A 15,723-nucleotide genomic window follows, 5' to 3' on the forward strand; every position below is an offset into this window, starting at 1 on the left:
CATCTGCCTCCACAGACATTTGTACGTTCTCAATTATTATTTACTTTCGTTTTCATGGAAAAGCAAATCATTAACACCAATAATGCGCCCGCTCCTATCGGGCCATATAACCAGTCCGTGAAAGCAGGAAATACCCTCTATGTATCCGGACAGATAGCCCTGGACCCTGTTTCAGGCGAATTGATCAAATCCGGTATCGTGGATGAAACTCACCAGGTGATGAAAAATATTCAGGCCATCCTCACTGCAGCCGGTATTGGTTTCGAAAACGTGGTAAAGAGTACCATCTTCTTAACAGATTTGAAAACTTTCCCACAAGTAAATGAGGTATACGGTAGCTATTTCAGCAGCGACTTTCCTGCCCGTGAAACCGTGCAGGTATCGGGCTTGCCTAAGGGCGTGGATGTAGAGATTTCTGTGATTGCAGCGGTATAATACTTTATCCTGAACAAGGTCCTGCCTTTTATTTTAAAATATTTCAGGGAGATAAAAGCGCATTGTTTAAATATTTTGGGGAGATAGCAGCGACGTACGCGCTTATCTCCCCAAATCTTTTAAAGTATTATTCAATACTACATGCAATTATTTACCAAACAGTGAAGTCGCCAGCTTCTGGTCGTGTCCATACACATCGTCGCGGAAATTCAGTTTACCATCGCTGTCTACAAACGCGGTAAAATACACAATGAACACCGGCACTTTGTCTTTTACAGTAACGTATTTTTCTTTTCCTGCATTCATGGCTTCATCGATTTTCTTTTCCGTCCAGGTAGAATCATCGCGTAGCAGCCACTCTGCCAGATGCTTGGGTTCTGCAATCCTGATACAACCATGGCTGAAAGAACGTTTGTTCTCTCCAAACAGGTAGCGGGCCGGTGTATCATGCAGATAAATATTATACTCATTCGGGAAAAGGAACTTCACTTTACCGAGTGAGTTTTTGCCACCGGGTTTCTGTCTTACTACATAAGGGAAATTACTTCCATACTTGCTGAAGTTAATGGAGCCGGGAGGAATCACTTTTCCGCTGGCGCCTACAATTTCCATATTCTGACGTGCAAGATAGCCGGCACCACTGCGTTTCAGCCCGGGCAATACTTCGCCTTTCAAAATACCGGGAGGCACATTCCAATAAGGACTAAACACTATATAGCGCAGGTCTTTGGTGAAGATCACCGTGCTGGCGCCCGGTTTACCCACCACTACGTTGCTGCTCCACGCTAACTTTCCCTTGTCATATACGTGCATTTTAAATTGCGGGATATTCACGAGGATATAGTCGGTGGTAGGCTCTATCGGTACCCAGCGTAAACGCTCCATATTGAGCAGTATTTTTTTGATACGATCCTGTACAGGTGTATTCAGTGCATCGAGTACGCTTTTGTTGATAGTGCCATCTTCTTTGATACCCATGCGCAACTGGAAAGAGCGTACCGCTGTGTCGAGGGCAGCATTGAAACGTTGGCTGCTATCCTTTCCAGGCAAGTCGCCGAAAGCTTCCAGGCGATATTTCACCTGCGCAATCACAGCGGCGGAATCTCCTTTCTTAAAACTTTTCTGGGTGGTGCGAATAGAATCCCAGTTACCAGCGGCTTCCAGCTGCGCCAGCTTCTTCAGTTGCTGACGGAGCAGGATGTATTGTCTGTTAACCGGTTCATCATCTTCAAAAGCATTGCCTTTTTTATTCACCATAGAATCCAGCAGGCTGGCCATATCTATTTTCTTACGGGGAATATACCATTCCAGGTCTTTCGCAGAATCGGCTGTCAGGCCGCCCCATACCTTGTTGCCATAGGCAAAGAACTGGGCGGTGAGCATCATTTCCACACGGGGAATGGAGGTATCGCCGGGTTTCAGTCCTACGTCGCTGACCAACAGTGTGTCTGTAAGCTGCTGCAGATCGGGGTTCATAAGACTGCTGTCTTTGATCCCATAGGCTGCATCATTCTTCATCATATTAATGAAGTTGCTGGCTTGCTCTGTGAGTCCATCCTTATTGATCCACGCGAAATGGAAGTCGCGTTTGCGGTAAAAGTTCAGGATGTATTCGTCATAGGCATCATAAGACGTATGTGCCTGCAGGAATTTATTCACATAATTGCTGTCGATGGTCTGTTCAATATACGCCTGTTTGGTATAGTGAGTAGTATCTCTTGCTTTAGTTTTCTTCCTGGAGCCGGTCTGTTGCTGACAGGCAGCAAAGATGATCAGTGTCAGTAAAGCCAGTGAGGAGTAAAAACGTATAGTCATAAGCGTAATGGATGTTAAATATTTACTTAAAAACAAACATGACAATCAACTGTTGGGGGCATAAAGGGTATTATGCCGGTAAATGTATGAAATATATGCACTTATAGCTTCAGGTCGTTGTTAAAATCTGATTGATCTGCTATATTTAATAATTAAACAATGTAAATATGAACAAACCTGTTCCTTTGGAGAGCATTCCTGTAAAAAATACGATTGCCGGGCATTATGGCCGGTTTGTGCATGGCAGCAGGAGTACGCTGGCATTCTGGGAAATTACCGCAGGATCGGAGTCGCCTGTGCATCAGCATCCGCATGAGCAGATAACTTATGTGGCGGAGGGTGTGTTTGAGATGGTGGTAAACGGTCACAAATATACGCTGAGGCAGCATGATACGCTGGTGATTCCGCCGGATACGCCGCATGGTGGCCGTGCGTTGGAAGATTGTAAGCTGATCGACAGCTTCTGCCCTGCGCGGGAAGACTATAAGTTCTGAGAAAATGAGTGAACCCGCAAGCAGCTGCCTGACTCCCGGGATTATCGGCCCAAGGTGGATGCGGGACGATTCAACATGATAAAATGCGCTGAAAAAGCAAATGCCGCAGAAACATATCTGCGGCATTTGCTTTTATAAGTTGATTAGCCTTAGGCTAAAGTTTTATTTCTTCATCGTTCGCATCAAAGAAGCGATATTCTGTAAGGTGGTAGTTGGAGTCAGCTTTGAGTTTGATCCATTTCTTATAGTGGAAATACCATTTCCATTGTTTGGATGCCAGGAATCCTTTAGTCAGGTAAGCATGCAATATAGGGTGGATGCGGATGGTCAGTCCTTTGTGTTGATGATTCAGCAGGTATTGCAGGTTTTTCTCGATGTCTTCGAGGATCAGCATGGATGCCCCGATTTTGCCGGTTCCTCTGCAGGTAGGACAATCTTCTGCTACGGAAATAGTGATCTCAGGTTTTACCCTTTGGCGGGTAATCTGCATGAGTCCAAATTTCGAGATAGGCAGGATGGTGTGTTTCGCCCGGTCTTGCGCCATGAATTTCTCCATTGCTTCGAAGATGGCTTTCTTATTTTCCGGCAGTTTCATATCAATGAAGTCAATGATAATGATACCGCCCAGATCGCGCAGTCTTAGTTGCCGGGCAATTTCCGCAGCTGCTTCCAGGTTGGAGGCAAGTGCATTCTGTTCCTGGTTGTTGCTGGAGCTTTTATATCCGCTGTTTACGTCTACAACGTGTAAAGCTTCGGTGGCTTCAATGATGAGATAAACGCCACTGTCGAGGTTAACGGTTTTACCGAAGGAGGCTTTCACCTGCCGGGTAATACCGAAGTTATCGAAGATGGGAGAACCGTTGTTGTAATAGTTGACTATATCAGACTTTTCCGGCGCAATCTTCTGGATATACGTTTTGGTGTCTGTATAGATATTTTTATCGTTTACAACGATGCGGTTAAAGCTCTCATTGAGCAGATCACGGAGGATGCTGGCAGTTTTTGTTTGTTCGCTCAGGATCTTTTGTGGGGCTACGCCGCCATTAAGATTCGCCTGGATATTTTTCCAGGTTTGCACGAGCGTGGTAAGATCTTCGTGTAATTCTGCTGTTTTCTTTCCTTCAGCGGCGGTGCGTACAATAACGCCAAAGTTGGGCGTTTTGATGGCTTCCACGATTTTCTGCAATCTTTTTCTTTCTTCGGAGGAGTGGATTTTTTTAGAAACCGCAACAATATCATTAAAGGGTGTTAACACTATAAATCTTCCGGGTAAAGAGATTTCGCAGCTAAGGCGTGGGCCTTTAGAAGAAATGGGTTCTTTCAGAATTTGTACGAGGATATTGGGTTTGCCTCCCAGTACGTCCGTAATTTTACCGGTCTTAACTATTTCCGGTTCATTTTTAAATTTCGTGAAATCAAATCCATCGGGCGTTTTATCGCTGATGGCGGTTGCCGTAAATTTAAGAATGGAGCGGATATAGGGGCTGAGATCCGTGTAATGTAAAAAGGCATCTTTTTCAAAGCCTACGTCAACAAATGCGGCATTTAAGCCGGGTATCAGCTTTTTCACCTTACCCAGGTACAAATCGCCTACTGAGAAGTTAGGATTGCCACTTTCGTGATGTAACTCCACTAGCTTCTTATCTTCCAGTAACGCAATTTCCACCCCTGTGGGAGCCGCATTTATAATAAGTTCCTTATTCAAGCGTCCAAAATTTTAACCTTTAAAACTTCACCTTTATGCTATGCACACGGCTATTTAAGAACAGCTTACTGCATACCAAAACAATAGCTCACCATAAAGTTAGCGTATTTCTTCACGTTCGTGACGAATGGATTGCTTAAGGGTTCAGCGATCACTGCAGGTAATGTCCGGAGAATTCAATTGCGGGATCTATGGAAACAACCTGCATGACTATAGCAATTTAAGAAGTAAATGCTAGAATCATGCAGGATATATGAAAATTTTTATCCGACCACCGCGCCGGGAGAATACCTTAGTAGTATAAATGGCGGGAAACTGGAGTAATTATTTCTTCTTACTTTTATGCCGGTTCTTTCTCAGTCTTTTTTTACGCTTGTGAGTGGCAATTTTATGTCTTTTTCTTTTCTTACCGCAAGGCATACGCTGATACGTTTTTAAATGATTGAAAAATAATATTATTGAATACTTTTAATGTAACTATCTACTTCCTTCTTCAATTCCGGATCGGTCATGAGTTGTTTGCTTTTTTCAAACAGTTCAATCGCTTTCTTCTTATCTCCTTTGCTCCTGTACGATTCTGCCAGTACAAACAACACTTTCGCGTTATCAGGATGACTCTTCGCAACTCCTTCCAGTCTTTCGATAGCTTTATCGTACTGACCTGATGTAATCGCGAGGTTCGCTAAAGTAACCTGTGCGTCAATATTATCAGGATGTGCAGCCACTACTTCTCTCAGCTTGGCAACGCCTGTCATTGGTTCCCCGGTGTTCATGTACACCATGGCCTGTGATATTTTCAGTGTGTCGTTAGCCGGATTCAATTGTATTGCCTGGTCAAACAAAGTGATTGCTTGCTGGGCTTCCCATTTTGCTACACGTGGATCTTCTGCATGTTGCAAGTGGGCCAAAAATAAATTGGCTGCAAAGGTGAGGCTTTTTTCGGAATTTTCCAACTTAGCGGCTTCTCCGAGATAATAAGCGGCTACGGGCAGCTGGTTGAGGCTGTCCCAGGTGTTGTACAATTGGTGGTACGCGGCTATCTGTTGGGTCTTCACATCCCCGCGGACAACATTTGTCTCAATAGTATTTACCTGTAAAAGTTTCTCAGCAGGAATTTTCCCCTTTGCTGTTTCCAGCAGTTCAGAGAAGGCAATAGGTTCCACATCCTGTCCGCCCTTCATAGGGGCGCCAGATGACATAGGTTTCTTTTCCGACCGGGGCACAGTACGGCCAAAGGCGAATAATATCACCAATAGTGCTACCGCAGCACCCACCAGAAGAACTTGTGATTTTTGCATCGCCTAAATTATTAGGCTGCAAAATTAAGAACTTTTGAGCTTCTTTACCTCAGCAACAAATTCTTTCGAAGGTTTAAATGCCGGAATAAAGTGCTCGGGGATCTCCACAGCTACGTTCTTCTTGATGTTACGCCCAATCTTGGCGGCTCGTTTTTTTGTGATAAAACTTCCAAACCCACGGATATAAATGTGTTCTCCGTTAGCAAGAGCTTCTTTCACCTCTTTAAACATAGCCTCAAGTGTGACTAAAACATCTACTTTGGGGATGCCGGTTTTTTCAGCAATGTTGTTAATTAAATCAGCTTTTCTCATATGAAAGCGAGAGGATTACTTTACTCTCAAAGTTAATTTAAAAATTCTAATTGCTGAATTTTAAGCAAATAAATTTTATCATTTTTTCTTATAACTGGTATTGGCGATAATTTATATTTATTTGCAGGCCCGGAAATGGGTATCCGTTGTACCTTATAGGGTTTTTGTACAGCATTTGCCATATCAATATACTAAATAATTTTATTAAAATAATATATAAATGATCTCAGGGCGACAATTTTTTACCGAAAAATTACTGGAATGGAACCGGGACACCAACACCCGCAACATGCCCTGGAAGGGTGAAAAAAATCCATACCGGATCTGGTTATCTGAAATCATTCTCCAGCAAACCCGCGTGGAGCAAGGCTGGCCATACTACGAACGATTTATTCAGCACTACCCTACAGTAGACAAACTGGCCGCCGCACCAGAGGAAGAAGTGTTCCGTTTATGGCAGGGATTAGGCTATTATGCCCGCTGTAAAAATATGTTGGCCGCCGCCCGTGAAATTACCAATACCTATCAAGGTAAGTTCCCGAACCAATACGAACAGATCAAAGCACTTAAAGGAATTGGTCCCTATACTGCGGCAGCGATCGCTTCGTTTGCCTTTAATCTCCCCCACGCCGTACTCGATGGCAACGTATTCCGGGTCCTCTCCCGCTTTTTCGGGATCGAAACACCGATAGACAGCACCGCCGGCAAAAAACAATTTGATACACTCGCCCAGGAATTACTACCAGCCGGCCAATCGGCCGAATATAACCAGAGCATCATGGACTTTGGTGCAGTTGTATGCAAACCACAGCAGCCACTTTGCGGAGAATGTATACTCCGCAAGAAATGCGTAGCCCTGCATGAACAACTCGTTCCTCTTCTCCCGATAAAAACAAAAAAACTCAAAATCAAAAAAAGATACTTCAATTACCTGCTGGTACACCATAAAGAAGACATCTATATCCGGAAAAGAACAGACAGCGACATCTGGCAGAACCTCCACGAGTTTATTCTCATTGAAACGGCAGGCCCCTCAGATATCACCGCGTTACAATCCTCCGAAGACTTCAACCGGCTGCTGGGAAAAACAGCCTTCGAAATTGACCGGGTGTCCAAACCTTTCAAACAACAACTCACCCATCAAACCATTCACAGCCAGTTCATCAGCATCACCGTAAAGAAAGCGCCGGCCATCCCGGGATACACACTGGTACCGCGAAACAGCCTGAATAACTATGCTTTCCCGAAAACAATCACCACGTTCCTGGAAAGCAATCACCTGCAATTATTTTGAGATATCACGCATAGAGATAAAAAATATACATTAAGTGCTAAGCCACTTCTGTAATAGTGAGTCACTGCGAAATCCGGCTCAACCGGCTGCCAGTAAGAAATTTTTCACTATCGATTGGAAAAAAATATTAACTTTAAGAAGGTTGTTTATTTATTAAAAGAAGAACTTTTTAACAATAGACTAAAAAAACCTACAACTATGAGAGGTGTTAATAAAGTAATCCTGATAGGCAATTTGGGCAGAGATCCGGATGTACAGTTTCTGGAAGGGAATATTGCAGTAGCCAAATTTTCACTGGCCACCACTGAAACGTTCAAAGACAGAGCCGGCAAGCTCATTTCACAAACAGAATGGCATACAGTAGTGCTATGGCGGGGACTGGCCGAACTGGCGCAGAAATACCTGCACAAGGGCAGTCTTGTTTACATTGAAGGCCGCCTGCGCACACGCAGCTGGGAAGACAAGGAAGGCAATAAGAAATTTGCCACTGAAGTTGTAGGAGACAACCTGGTAATGCTGGATAAACGCATGGACCTCAACAACCAAGATCACCCCATACCTCACCATAGCAGTTCAGGTTCAGGCAGTGGAGAAAATTTTCCGGGACTGGAAATACCCCCTTCATTGAACGAACCCGCAGACGATCTGCCTTTTTAGTTGCAAAAAAATATTAAGTTTTGAACGTACGTAATCCCATATAGGGACATTACTTATATTTGCGTGCAGGGAAAGCAATTCCATGAATTACTTTCCCCTTATTTTTGATTATTTACATCAAAGTTGAACATCTTGGGTATCCTTTCGGCAAGCAACGTATCCTATTTTTTACAAGCCAGCGCACCAATTGGCACCCCTAATGTGGTGGTATTCCTGCTTGTTATATTTATTCTACTACTGCTTACCTTCATTGTTTCCGGTGCAGAGGTGGCTTTCTTTTCCCTGAATCACAAGGACCTGAATATGCTCAAAACCCGGCAGAATGCCTCCGGGAAACTGATCACCAGACTATTGGAAAAGCCGAAATCACTCCTGGCATCCTTACAGATAGCAGGTATTCTGCTCATGATTGCCTTTATCATGATCACCAATTACCTGGTTACCCAGATGGAAGACCTGCAAACGCTGCCGGTAATATCCCTCCTTGTAAGGATTTCAGCCATCTGTCTCATTTTACTTTTCTTCGGACAAATATTACCAAGGGTTTGGGCCGCGCAAAACAATATCCGTTTTGCCACCTATTTCGCCTGGTTTGTGAGCGGTGTACATGCCACCATGGAACCCATCAGCGATTTCTTTGTAGGCCTCAGCAGCAGCATTGAAGACCGCTTCTTCCACCGTGGCAGCGGCCCGGTAAACTACCAGGAAATTGACCAGGCCATCGAAATGAGCGTGGACCCCACCGCCTCCCAGGAAGAGAAAAACATCCTGAAAGGCATCCTCAAATTCGGTAACATCACCGTAAAACAGATCATGCGCGGCCGCCTGGACGTAAATGGCGTGGAATACGACAGCTCCTTCGGAGATATCGTGAAAAGCGTAGCCGATCTGCATTATTCCCGTTTACCTGTATATAAGGACAACCTCGACAATATCGTGGGCGTTATCCATACCAAAGACCTCCTGCCTCACCTCGATAAAGGCAATACATTCGACTGGCACGAAGTAATGCGCCAGCCCTTCTTCGTACATGGTCATAAACTGATCGAAGACCTGCTCTCCGAATTCCAGAGCAGACGCATGCACTTCGCCGTGGTAGTAGACGAATTTGGCGGAACCTCAGGTATTGTTACCCTGGAAGATATTATGGAAGAGGTAATCGGCGATATCAAAGACGAATTTGACGAGGAAGAATTTAACTACAGCAAAGTAGACAACTTCACCTACGTGTTTGAAGGTAAAACCATGCTGAACGACGTTTGCCGCATCATGAACATCTCCCCTGAAACCTTTGAAACCGTAAAAGGTGAAAGCGATTCCCTGGGTGGTCTTATACTGGAACTGGCCGGAAAATTTCCGGAAGAAAACAGCGTTATTAACTACAATAACTTTGATTTTACTGTACTGGAGGTCAATAAAATGAGGATCCAGAAAGTACAGGTAACCATCAGGCCAGATGCCGCTGAATAAGTATAACCGCCTGTTAAACAAGCACAAAATGCCAGCTATTAAAGGAAAGATACTCGCCCTGCTCACCGGGCTGATACTCATATTTGCCGCCTGTGAAAACGTTTCTACACCAAAACCAAGAGGCTATTTCCATATAAAGTTTCCCGAAAGGAAATATCGCACCTTTGATTCGCCCGGATATCCTTACACATTTGAATATCCTGCATACGCCAATATCGTAAAGGATACTTCCTTCTTTGGCGCCGCTCCCGAAAATCCTTATTGGATCAATATCGACTTCCCTTCGCTGAACGGCAAGATCTATATGAGCTACAAAATCATCGGGCCAGGTAACAACAGCTTCCAGAAACTGGTGGATGATGCCTTTAAAATGACTTATAAACATACCTATAAAGCCGAATACATCGACGAAAACGTGATCCATACACCCAATCACGTCAGTGGCACTTTCTATGAAGTAGGTGGTAACGCCGCCTCCTCCAAGCAATTCTTTGCCACAGACTCCGTCAACCACTTCCTCCGGGGCGCGCTTTACTTTGATGTTACCCCCAACGCAGACTCCCTCGCACCCGTTTATAAATTCCTGGAACAGGATATGTGGCATATGGTGGAAACCCTCCGCTGGAGATAAGCCATGAATGCCGTAACTTTGTGGTCTTAAAGAAGGTCTGTGTACCAACACAGACAAAAGACCGATTCCAGATGATCATCATTGACGATAAATACATAAGTGACGAAATAATTGAAGAGCAGTTCGTATGCAATCTGTCTGCCTGCAAAGGCGCCTGTTGTGTTGCAGGTGACTGCGGCGCCCCCCTGGATAAAACAGAAGTTAAAACCCTGAAGAAAATTTATCCGAAAATTAAGTCTTACCTGCGGGAAGATGGTATCAAAGAAATAGAACACACTGGCACCAATACCATCGACGATGAATACGGATATGTAACGCCCATCGTTAACAAAGGCATTTGTGCCTATGCTACGATCGACGATCACGGCATAGTAGGCTGTGGTATTGAAAAGGCTTACAACGACGGCGTGGTTGATTTCAAAAAACCCGTTTCCTGTCACCTCTATCCTATCCGTATCAAAAAATACGAAACCTTTGAAGCAGTAAATTACGACCGTTGGGATGTTTGTAAACCTGCCTGTAAAAATGGAAAAACGCTGCAGGTTCCTGTATATCGTTTTCTAAAAGATGCACTGATCAGAAAATACGGCACGGAATTTTATGAAGTGCTGGATGAAATTGCACGCAAAGAACACCAGTAATCAATTTCGGATAACTATCTTTAATCAGGAATACTCCTCGGCTTATGCATCAAATAGCATCCAATTTTCTGGAAGAAAGTGAAAAAAAGGCGGCTGATCTGGGTCACCGGCAGACGATCAACTTCAATATAGGCAAGTATAATACAGCCGTAAAAGCAGGTAAACAGCAGTTCAACGATCTGGCTGGCGCCCGGGAGAGAGCTAAAAACATTAAGTGGAGAGCTATTGAGCACCTGGATAATCACCTGGAAGAATTTGAACAAAACTTTACCCGTCGCGGTGGAAAGGTCATCTGGGCCGAAACAGCCGAACAGGTACAACAGGAAATACTGGCCATCTGCCGCGCCAAACAATGCAAAAGCATTGTAAAGAGCAAATCAATGGCCACAGAAGAAGTACATCTCAATGCCTTTATGGAAAGTAATGGCATTGAATGCGTGGAAACTGATCTTGGAGAGTATATACAACAACTGGATGGCGAACCACCCTATCATATTGTAACACCAGCGATGCATAAGAGTAAGGAAGATGTAGCCCGCCTGTTTGCCGAAAAACTTGGTACAGATCCCGGTCTTACTCCTGAACAACTTACGCTCGTGGCCCGCGAAAAATTACGTCATAAATACCTCGAAGCAGAAATAGGCATCACCGGAGCGAACTTTATCCTGGCAGATACCGGCTCTGTGGCGGTAACAGAAAATGAAGGCAATGCACGGTTAACCACTGCTTTTCCAAAAACACATATTGTACTGGTGGGTATTGAAAAGGTACTCCCTTCCATTGCAGACCTGGGCCTGTTCTGGCCTTTGCTGGCTACCTATGGTACCGGTCAGCAGGTAACTGCCTACAATAGTGTATTCAGTGGTCCCCGCCAGGAAGGAGAAGTAGATGGTCCGGAAGAGATGTATGTGATCCTGATGGACAACGGCCGCACTAATATTCTCCAGGATACTACTGCACGTGAAAGTTTATACTGCATCCGTTGCGGCTCCTGCCTCAACGCCTGCCCCGTTTATAAGAATATTGGCGGGCATACTTATGCCGCCACCTACAGTGGTCCTATCGGCTCGGTGATTACTCCCCACCTGAAAGGAATGGATTCGTATATGCACCTGAGCTTCGCTTCTTCCCTCTGTGGTAATTGCACCGAAGTATGCCCCGTACGCATTAACCTGCATGAACTGCTGCTCCATAACCGCCAGAAAGCAGTGGAAGAAAATTACACTTCCGGTGGAGAGAAATTTGCCTGGTTTATGTGGAAACAGGGTTCTACCAGCCGCAAGATGATGAACATGGCCAGTGGCAAAATGAAAAATTTCCTGCTGCGACGCTTCTTCACAAAAAGCTGGGGCGACAACCGTGAATTACCGGTATTTGCTGCTAAGTCTTTTAACCAGCAATGGAAGGAGAGGAAATAACTACTTATTTTTTTCTACTGTAAACTTTACCCTGACTTTTACCCTGGTGGGTTTCCTGTCTGAAGCAGGGCTCCATGCCGGTCCATGCTGGATGACCCGGATAGCTTCTGCATCACAGGCATCATTCAGATGACGGAGAATGCGGAAATCTTCCAGGCTGCCATCCGGCATAACGACAAAGGATACACGTACAGTACCATTGTATTTATTATCCGGGTTAATGGTCTTGGTTTTAAGATAGTTTTCAAAGGCGGTAAAACCATTTACCGGCGCGGGTTCCCGGTAAGCCATATCTTCACTGACATTCGCATTTCCAGACGATGTTTCAACAGCTACACCTGCTACCCTGCCCTGCAACAAACTGTCAAGCTGTGTAACAGGTTTATTGGAAAAGGCCTTGTCACGCACTGTTGTTACAGCTCCCGTCACATCCTTTCTCTTCTTTGCACCGTATCCTACTATCACTACTTCGCTAAGGGCACTATGCTGGCTATCCGGTGGATTCAAAGAAAAACTGTTTTTTCCTCTTATGACCAGCTTCGGTGAGGCGTTATTGGCGGCGGGAGTTGGCGAAGACACTACCACCGGAGATTCTTCACGCAATGGTGGTCTTGCCGGTATTGGTATGGCAGGGGATAAATTGTCTTGTGCCGTCTTTTCATCCGACGTTGTTTTATCAGCAGCCAGCGCTTTATTCTGCAAAACCGTTTTCTCAGCGGAAGGTTCTTTGTCGTCAGAAAGCGCGTTATCCGTGCGAGCCCTCCTGTTATCGGCAGGTGTTTTGTCCGCTGCTTCTCCGGATAACGCGAAGGAGTTGATCTTACGTGCCTTTTTAGCAGCATCTTGCTCCTGCTCTGTATCTGCTACAGGAGCAGTTTCCGCGAATTGGTTATTTTTTGTTTGGGGAGTGGCAGTATCTCCATGTTCGGAGAACACAGGCGCCGCTTCCGGCGTTTTCTGTACCCCTGCAATAGGCGTCTTTTGTTGCTGTTCCCACAGGAACCAGCCTGCAGAAAACATCAGCAACAGGATAGCTGCAGCAGCGGCCCAACGGTAATACATGGGCCGGATACGGGCCGGGCGGGTAGCAATACGATCCGAGAGTCTGGAAGCAAGTTCCTGCTGATGAACGGTTTGATCCGGCGTACGCACTGCATATCCTTCGATCGCATCAGCCAGGAACGGATCGTTCAGGGCCTGGCGCTCCAGGTCATGCATGGCTTTATCGTCCAGCTCTCCGGCCAGGTATTGGCGGATGAGCCCGGCGAGTTCTTCCGGTTTAATATGTGGCCGTTTATCAGTCATCTTGTTGCTCCATACATATTTTCAGGTTACGCTTTCCGTTCTGGATATAGCTTTTGACCTTATTCATTTCATACCCCGTAATAACACTCACTTCCCGGTAGCTTTTTTCCTGTAGATAGAAAAGATCTACACTACGTTTTTGCTCCTCCGGCAAGGTTTCCATGCATTTCTCCATGCTTTGGAGGTTATCTTCCAGGGATACTCCATTTTCATGATGCCCTATTTCTCCGTTTTCCACAACGGGGTGATCCTCATCAATAGATACCTGTCTGGATTCCTTATTTTTCATGGCCCGCAGCTTCATTAAGCAGTGATTGCGGGTCAGCACATGCAGCCAGCTCTTGAAATTCTGGACTTCATGTTGTTGCAGCTTGGTAATTAACTCCTCAAAGATCTGCATTACTGCATCTTTACTGGCTTCCTCATCAAAATATTTCAGGCACACACCATATACCAGGTTCATATAGCGCTGGTAGAGGGCCGCAAGAAAATCCAGTTTGCCGGTAGCTTTAAACTCTCCGATTAACCAGGCATCATCTGCGTCGGGCATGATATTTTGTTGGATAAAAGACATCGGGTCGTTACCTGGGTAACCATTAAGCTTTTAGGATGATGTTGATTTACAAGTCAACAATACTATTATTTTTTTTCGAATATTATACGGCTAAAATAAGAAAGCACCGGAAATTCCGGTGCTTTCTCTATAATATTCAGGAAACAACGATTAGTGTCTGAAATGACGCATACCGGTCATTACCATTACCATGTCATGTGTTTTGCAGAATTCGATGGAGTCGTTATCTCTCATGGAGCCACCTGGCTGGATCACAGCGATGATACCGTGTTCGTGTGCAATGCTTACACAGTCATTGAAAGGGAAGAAAGCATCAGAAGCCATGGCTGCGCCTTTGAGGTCGAAGCTGAACTGGCCGGCTTTCTCAATAGCATGACGCAACGCATCGATGCGGGAGGTTTGTCCGCAACCTTTACCGATCAGTTGTTTGTCTTTCACCAGTGCAATCGCATTTGATTTCAGGTGTTTACAAACGATGTTGGCAAATTCCAGGTCAGATTTTTCTGCTGGTGTGGCGGGGCGGGCGCCTGCTTCCGTCCATTCTTTGTAGCTACCGTTATCGCTGTCCTGCAGTAATACACCGTTTAATACATTTTTGAACATGTATTTGCTCTTTACGGGTTGTTTCTGTTCCAGGAGGATACGGTTTTTCTTTGCCTGCAGCACGGTCAGTGCATCAGCATCGAAGCCTGGTGCTATCAGGATTTCGAAGAAGATTTCGCTGATAGATGCTGCTGTTGTTTTATCGATCACTTTGTTGGTTACCAGTACACCACCGAAAGCGCTTTCTTTGTCGCCGGCGAGTGCAGCTTCCCAGGCTTCTTTCAGCGTAGCGCGGGAGGCGATACCGCAAACGTTGGTATGTTTGATAACGGCAAAGGTAGTTTCTTCAAACTCCTGGATCAGCTGGCAGGCAGCATCTACATCCACCAGGTTGTTGAACGACAATTCCTTACCGTGTAATTTGTTGAAAACTTCGTCGAGGTTACCGTAGAAAACACCACGCTGATGCGGGTTTTCACCATAACGGTTTACCTGACCTTCCGGAACAGAGAGTTGGAAATTAACGCCAGGCTCGTTGTTCAGGAAGTATTGTGAGATGGCTACATCATAGTGTGCACAAACTTCAAATGCTTTGGCAGCGAAGCCTCTGCGATCTTCAATGGTAGTAGCGCCATTGTTATCGGTCAGCACTTTTTCGAGGTCGGCGTACTGATCTTTGGAAGCTACAATCACCACATCCTTGTAGTTTTTGCCGGCTGCACGGATCAGGGAAACACCGCCAATATCAATTTTCTCAATAATGGTTTGTTCTACAGTGGTGCTCTTTACTGTTTCTTCAAACGGATAGAGGTCTACGATTACCAGGTCAATTTCCGGGATCTGGTATTCTTTCAGTTGTTCCAGGTCCTGCGGATTATCGCGGCGGGCCAGAATACCACCAAATACTTTAGGATGCAGGGTTTTAACACGTCCGCCCAGAATGGAAGGGTAAGCAGTCAGGTCTTCCACCGCTACACATTTCACACCAAGGTCCTCAATAAATTTTTGGGTACCGCCGGTGGAATAGATGGTAACACCCTGTTCACCTAACTTTTTAACAATGTTCTCCAGGTTATCTTTATAGAAAACGGAGATCAGCGCTGATTTAATTTGCTTTTGCATGAATGGAAA

At 45.2% G+C, this 15,723-nt stretch carries 15 protein-coding genes; 8 read left to right on the forward strand and 7 right to left on the reverse strand.

The annotated features are described in order from the left end of the window. Positions 1-54: 54 nt before the first annotated feature. On the forward strand, positions 55-435 hold the full coding sequence (locus BMW79_RS02165; protein ID WP_089889940.1) for a RidA family protein: 381 nt from the start codon (positions 55-57) through the stop codon (positions 433-435). 147 nt (positions 436-582) lie between these two features. On the opposite strand, the gene BMW79_RS02170 is transcribed toward BMW79_RS02165, so the two are convergent. After that, positions 583-2,250, reverse strand: coding sequence for a L,D-transpeptidase family protein (locus BMW79_RS02170; protein ID WP_089889943.1), 1,668 nt, complete (start codon positions 2,248-2,250; stop codon positions 583-585). 167 nt (positions 2,251-2,417) lie between these two features. Here BMW79_RS02170 and BMW79_RS02175 point away from each other — a divergent pair, with 167 nt between their 5' ends. Beyond that, positions 2,418-2,744, forward strand: a complete 327-nt coding sequence (locus BMW79_RS02175; protein ID WP_089889946.1) for a cupin domain-containing protein — start codon at positions 2,418-2,420, stop codon at positions 2,742-2,744. 154 nt (positions 2,745-2,898) lie between these two features. On the opposite strand, the gene BMW79_RS02180 is transcribed toward BMW79_RS02175, so the two are convergent. The 3 genes from BMW79_RS02180 to BMW79_RS02190 form a co-directional block, all read right to left on the reverse strand. Next, positions 2,899-4,449 (reverse strand): Rne/Rng family ribonuclease, encoded by a 1,551-nt coding sequence (locus BMW79_RS02180; RefSeq protein ID WP_089889948.1) that lies wholly within the window; start codon positions 4,447-4,449, stop codon positions 2,899-2,901. 455 nt (positions 4,450-4,904) lie between these two features. Then, entirely contained in the window at positions 4,905-5,747 is an 843-nt protein-coding gene (locus tag BMW79_RS02185; protein ID WP_089889951.1) for a tetratricopeptide repeat protein, read from the reverse strand. A gap of 24 nt (positions 5,748-5,771) precedes the next feature. Continuing rightward, a complete protein-coding gene (locus BMW79_RS02190) occupies positions 5,772-6,059 on the reverse strand; it encodes an HU family DNA-binding protein (RefSeq protein WP_073084475.1) in 288 nt (95 codons plus the stop codon). 220 nt (positions 6,060-6,279) lie between these two features. On the opposite strand from BMW79_RS02190, the gene mutY reads away from it, so the two are divergent. From mutY to BMW79_RS02220, 6 genes are all read left to right on the forward strand, one after another. Beyond that, entirely contained in the window at positions 6,280-7,353 is a 1,074-nt protein-coding gene (mutY, locus tag BMW79_RS02195) for an A/G-specific adenine glycosylase (protein WP_089889954.1), read from the forward strand. Positions 7,354-7,551: 198 nt separating this feature from the next. After that, entirely contained in the window at positions 7,552-8,010 is a 459-nt protein-coding gene (locus BMW79_RS02200) for a single-stranded DNA-binding protein (protein ID WP_089889957.1), read from the forward strand. 132 nt (positions 8,011-8,142) lie between these two features. After that, positions 8,143-9,480, forward strand: coding sequence for a gliding motility-associated protein GldE (gldE, locus tag BMW79_RS02205; protein WP_245752351.1), 1,338 nt, complete (start codon positions 8,143-8,145; stop codon positions 9,478-9,480). Between the two features lie 28 nt (positions 9,481-9,508). Next, positions 9,509-10,111 (forward strand): gliding motility lipoprotein GldD, encoded by a 603-nt coding sequence (gldD, locus tag BMW79_RS02210; RefSeq protein ID WP_089896746.1) that lies wholly within the window; start codon positions 9,509-9,511, stop codon positions 10,109-10,111. 71 nt (positions 10,112-10,182) lie between these two features. Further along, entirely contained in the window at positions 10,183-10,752 is a 570-nt protein-coding gene (locus BMW79_RS02215) for a DUF3109 family protein (RefSeq protein WP_089889964.1), read from the forward strand. 44 nt (positions 10,753-10,796) lie between these two features. Beyond that, positions 10,797-12,170 (forward strand): LutB/LldF family L-lactate oxidation iron-sulfur protein, encoded by a 1,374-nt coding sequence (locus BMW79_RS02220; RefSeq protein ID WP_089889967.1) that lies wholly within the window; start codon positions 10,797-10,799, stop codon positions 12,168-12,170. On the opposite strand, the gene BMW79_RS02225 is transcribed toward BMW79_RS02220, so the two are convergent. From BMW79_RS02225 to purH, 3 genes are all read right to left on the reverse strand, one after another. Then, entirely contained in the window at positions 12,171-13,475 is a 1,305-nt protein-coding gene (locus tag BMW79_RS02225; RefSeq protein WP_089889970.1) for an energy transducer TonB, read from the reverse strand. Continuing rightward, positions 13,468-14,025 carry an RNA polymerase sigma factor gene (locus BMW79_RS02230; RefSeq protein ID WP_245752352.1) on the reverse strand — a complete coding sequence of 186 codons (558 nt, stop codon included), beginning with the start codon at positions 14,023-14,025 and terminating at the stop codon, positions 13,468-13,470. The genes BMW79_RS02225 and BMW79_RS02230 overlap by 8 nt, the downstream gene beginning before the upstream one ends. Positions 14,026-14,199: 174 nt before the next feature. Next, entirely contained in the window at positions 14,200-15,714 is a 1,515-nt protein-coding gene (gene purH / locus BMW79_RS02235) for a bifunctional phosphoribosylaminoimidazolecarboxamide formyltransferase/IMP cyclohydrolase (RefSeq protein ID WP_089889974.1), read from the reverse strand. Between the last annotated feature and the right edge of the window lie 9 nt (positions 15,715-15,723).

The sequence above is a fragment of the Chitinophaga arvensicola genome (assembly GCF_900110835.1).
GTDB lineage: Bacteria > Bacteroidota > Bacteroidia > Chitinophagales > Chitinophagaceae > Chitinophaga > Chitinophaga arvensicola.

Bases quoted from the DNA above. Each gene is read 5' to 3' on its own strand.
- BMW79_RS02185 (WP_089889951.1), bottom strand. From the start codon at position 5,747: ATGCAAAAATCACAAGTTCTTCTGGTGGGTGCTGCGGTAGCACTATTG.
- BMW79_RS02200 (WP_089889957.1), top strand. From the start codon at position 7,552: ATGAGAGGTGTTAATAAAGTAATCCTGATAGGCAATTTGGGCAGAGAT.
- gldD (WP_089896746.1), top strand. From the start codon at position 9,509: ATGCCAGCTATTAAAGGAAAGATACTCGCCCTGCTCACCGGGCTGATA.
- BMW79_RS02165 (WP_089889940.1), top strand. From the start codon at position 55: ATGGAAAAGCAAATCATTAACACCAATAATGCGCCCGCTCCTATCGGG.
- BMW79_RS02190 (WP_073084475.1), bottom strand. From the start codon at position 6,059: ATGAGAAAAGCTGATTTAATTAACAACATTGCTGAAAAAACCGGCATC.
- BMW79_RS02225 (WP_089889970.1), bottom strand. From the start codon at position 13,475: ATGACTGATAAACGGCCACATATTAAACCGGAAGAACTCGCCGGGCTC.
- BMW79_RS02175 (WP_089889946.1), top strand. From the start codon at position 2,418: ATGAACAAACCTGTTCCTTTGGAGAGCATTCCTGTAAAAAATACGATT.
- mutY (WP_089889954.1), top strand. From the start codon at position 6,280: ATGATCTCAGGGCGACAATTTTTTACCGAAAAATTACTGGAATGGAAC.
- purH (WP_089889974.1), bottom strand. From the start codon at position 15,714: ATGCAAAAGCAAATTAAATCAGCGCTGATCTCCGTTTTCTATAAAGAT.
- BMW79_RS02170 (WP_089889943.1), bottom strand. From the start codon at position 2,250: ATGACTATACGTTTTTACTCCTCACTGGCTTTACTGACACTGATCATC.
- BMW79_RS02215 (WP_089889964.1), top strand. From the start codon at position 10,183: ATGATCATCATTGACGATAAATACATAAGTGACGAAATAATTGAAGAG.
- BMW79_RS02230 (WP_245752352.1), bottom strand. From the start codon at position 14,025: ATGCCCGACGCAGATGATGCCTGGTTAATCGGAGAGTTTAAAGCTACC.
- BMW79_RS02220 (WP_089889967.1), top strand. From the start codon at position 10,797: ATGCATCAAATAGCATCCAATTTTCTGGAAGAAAGTGAAAAAAAGGCG.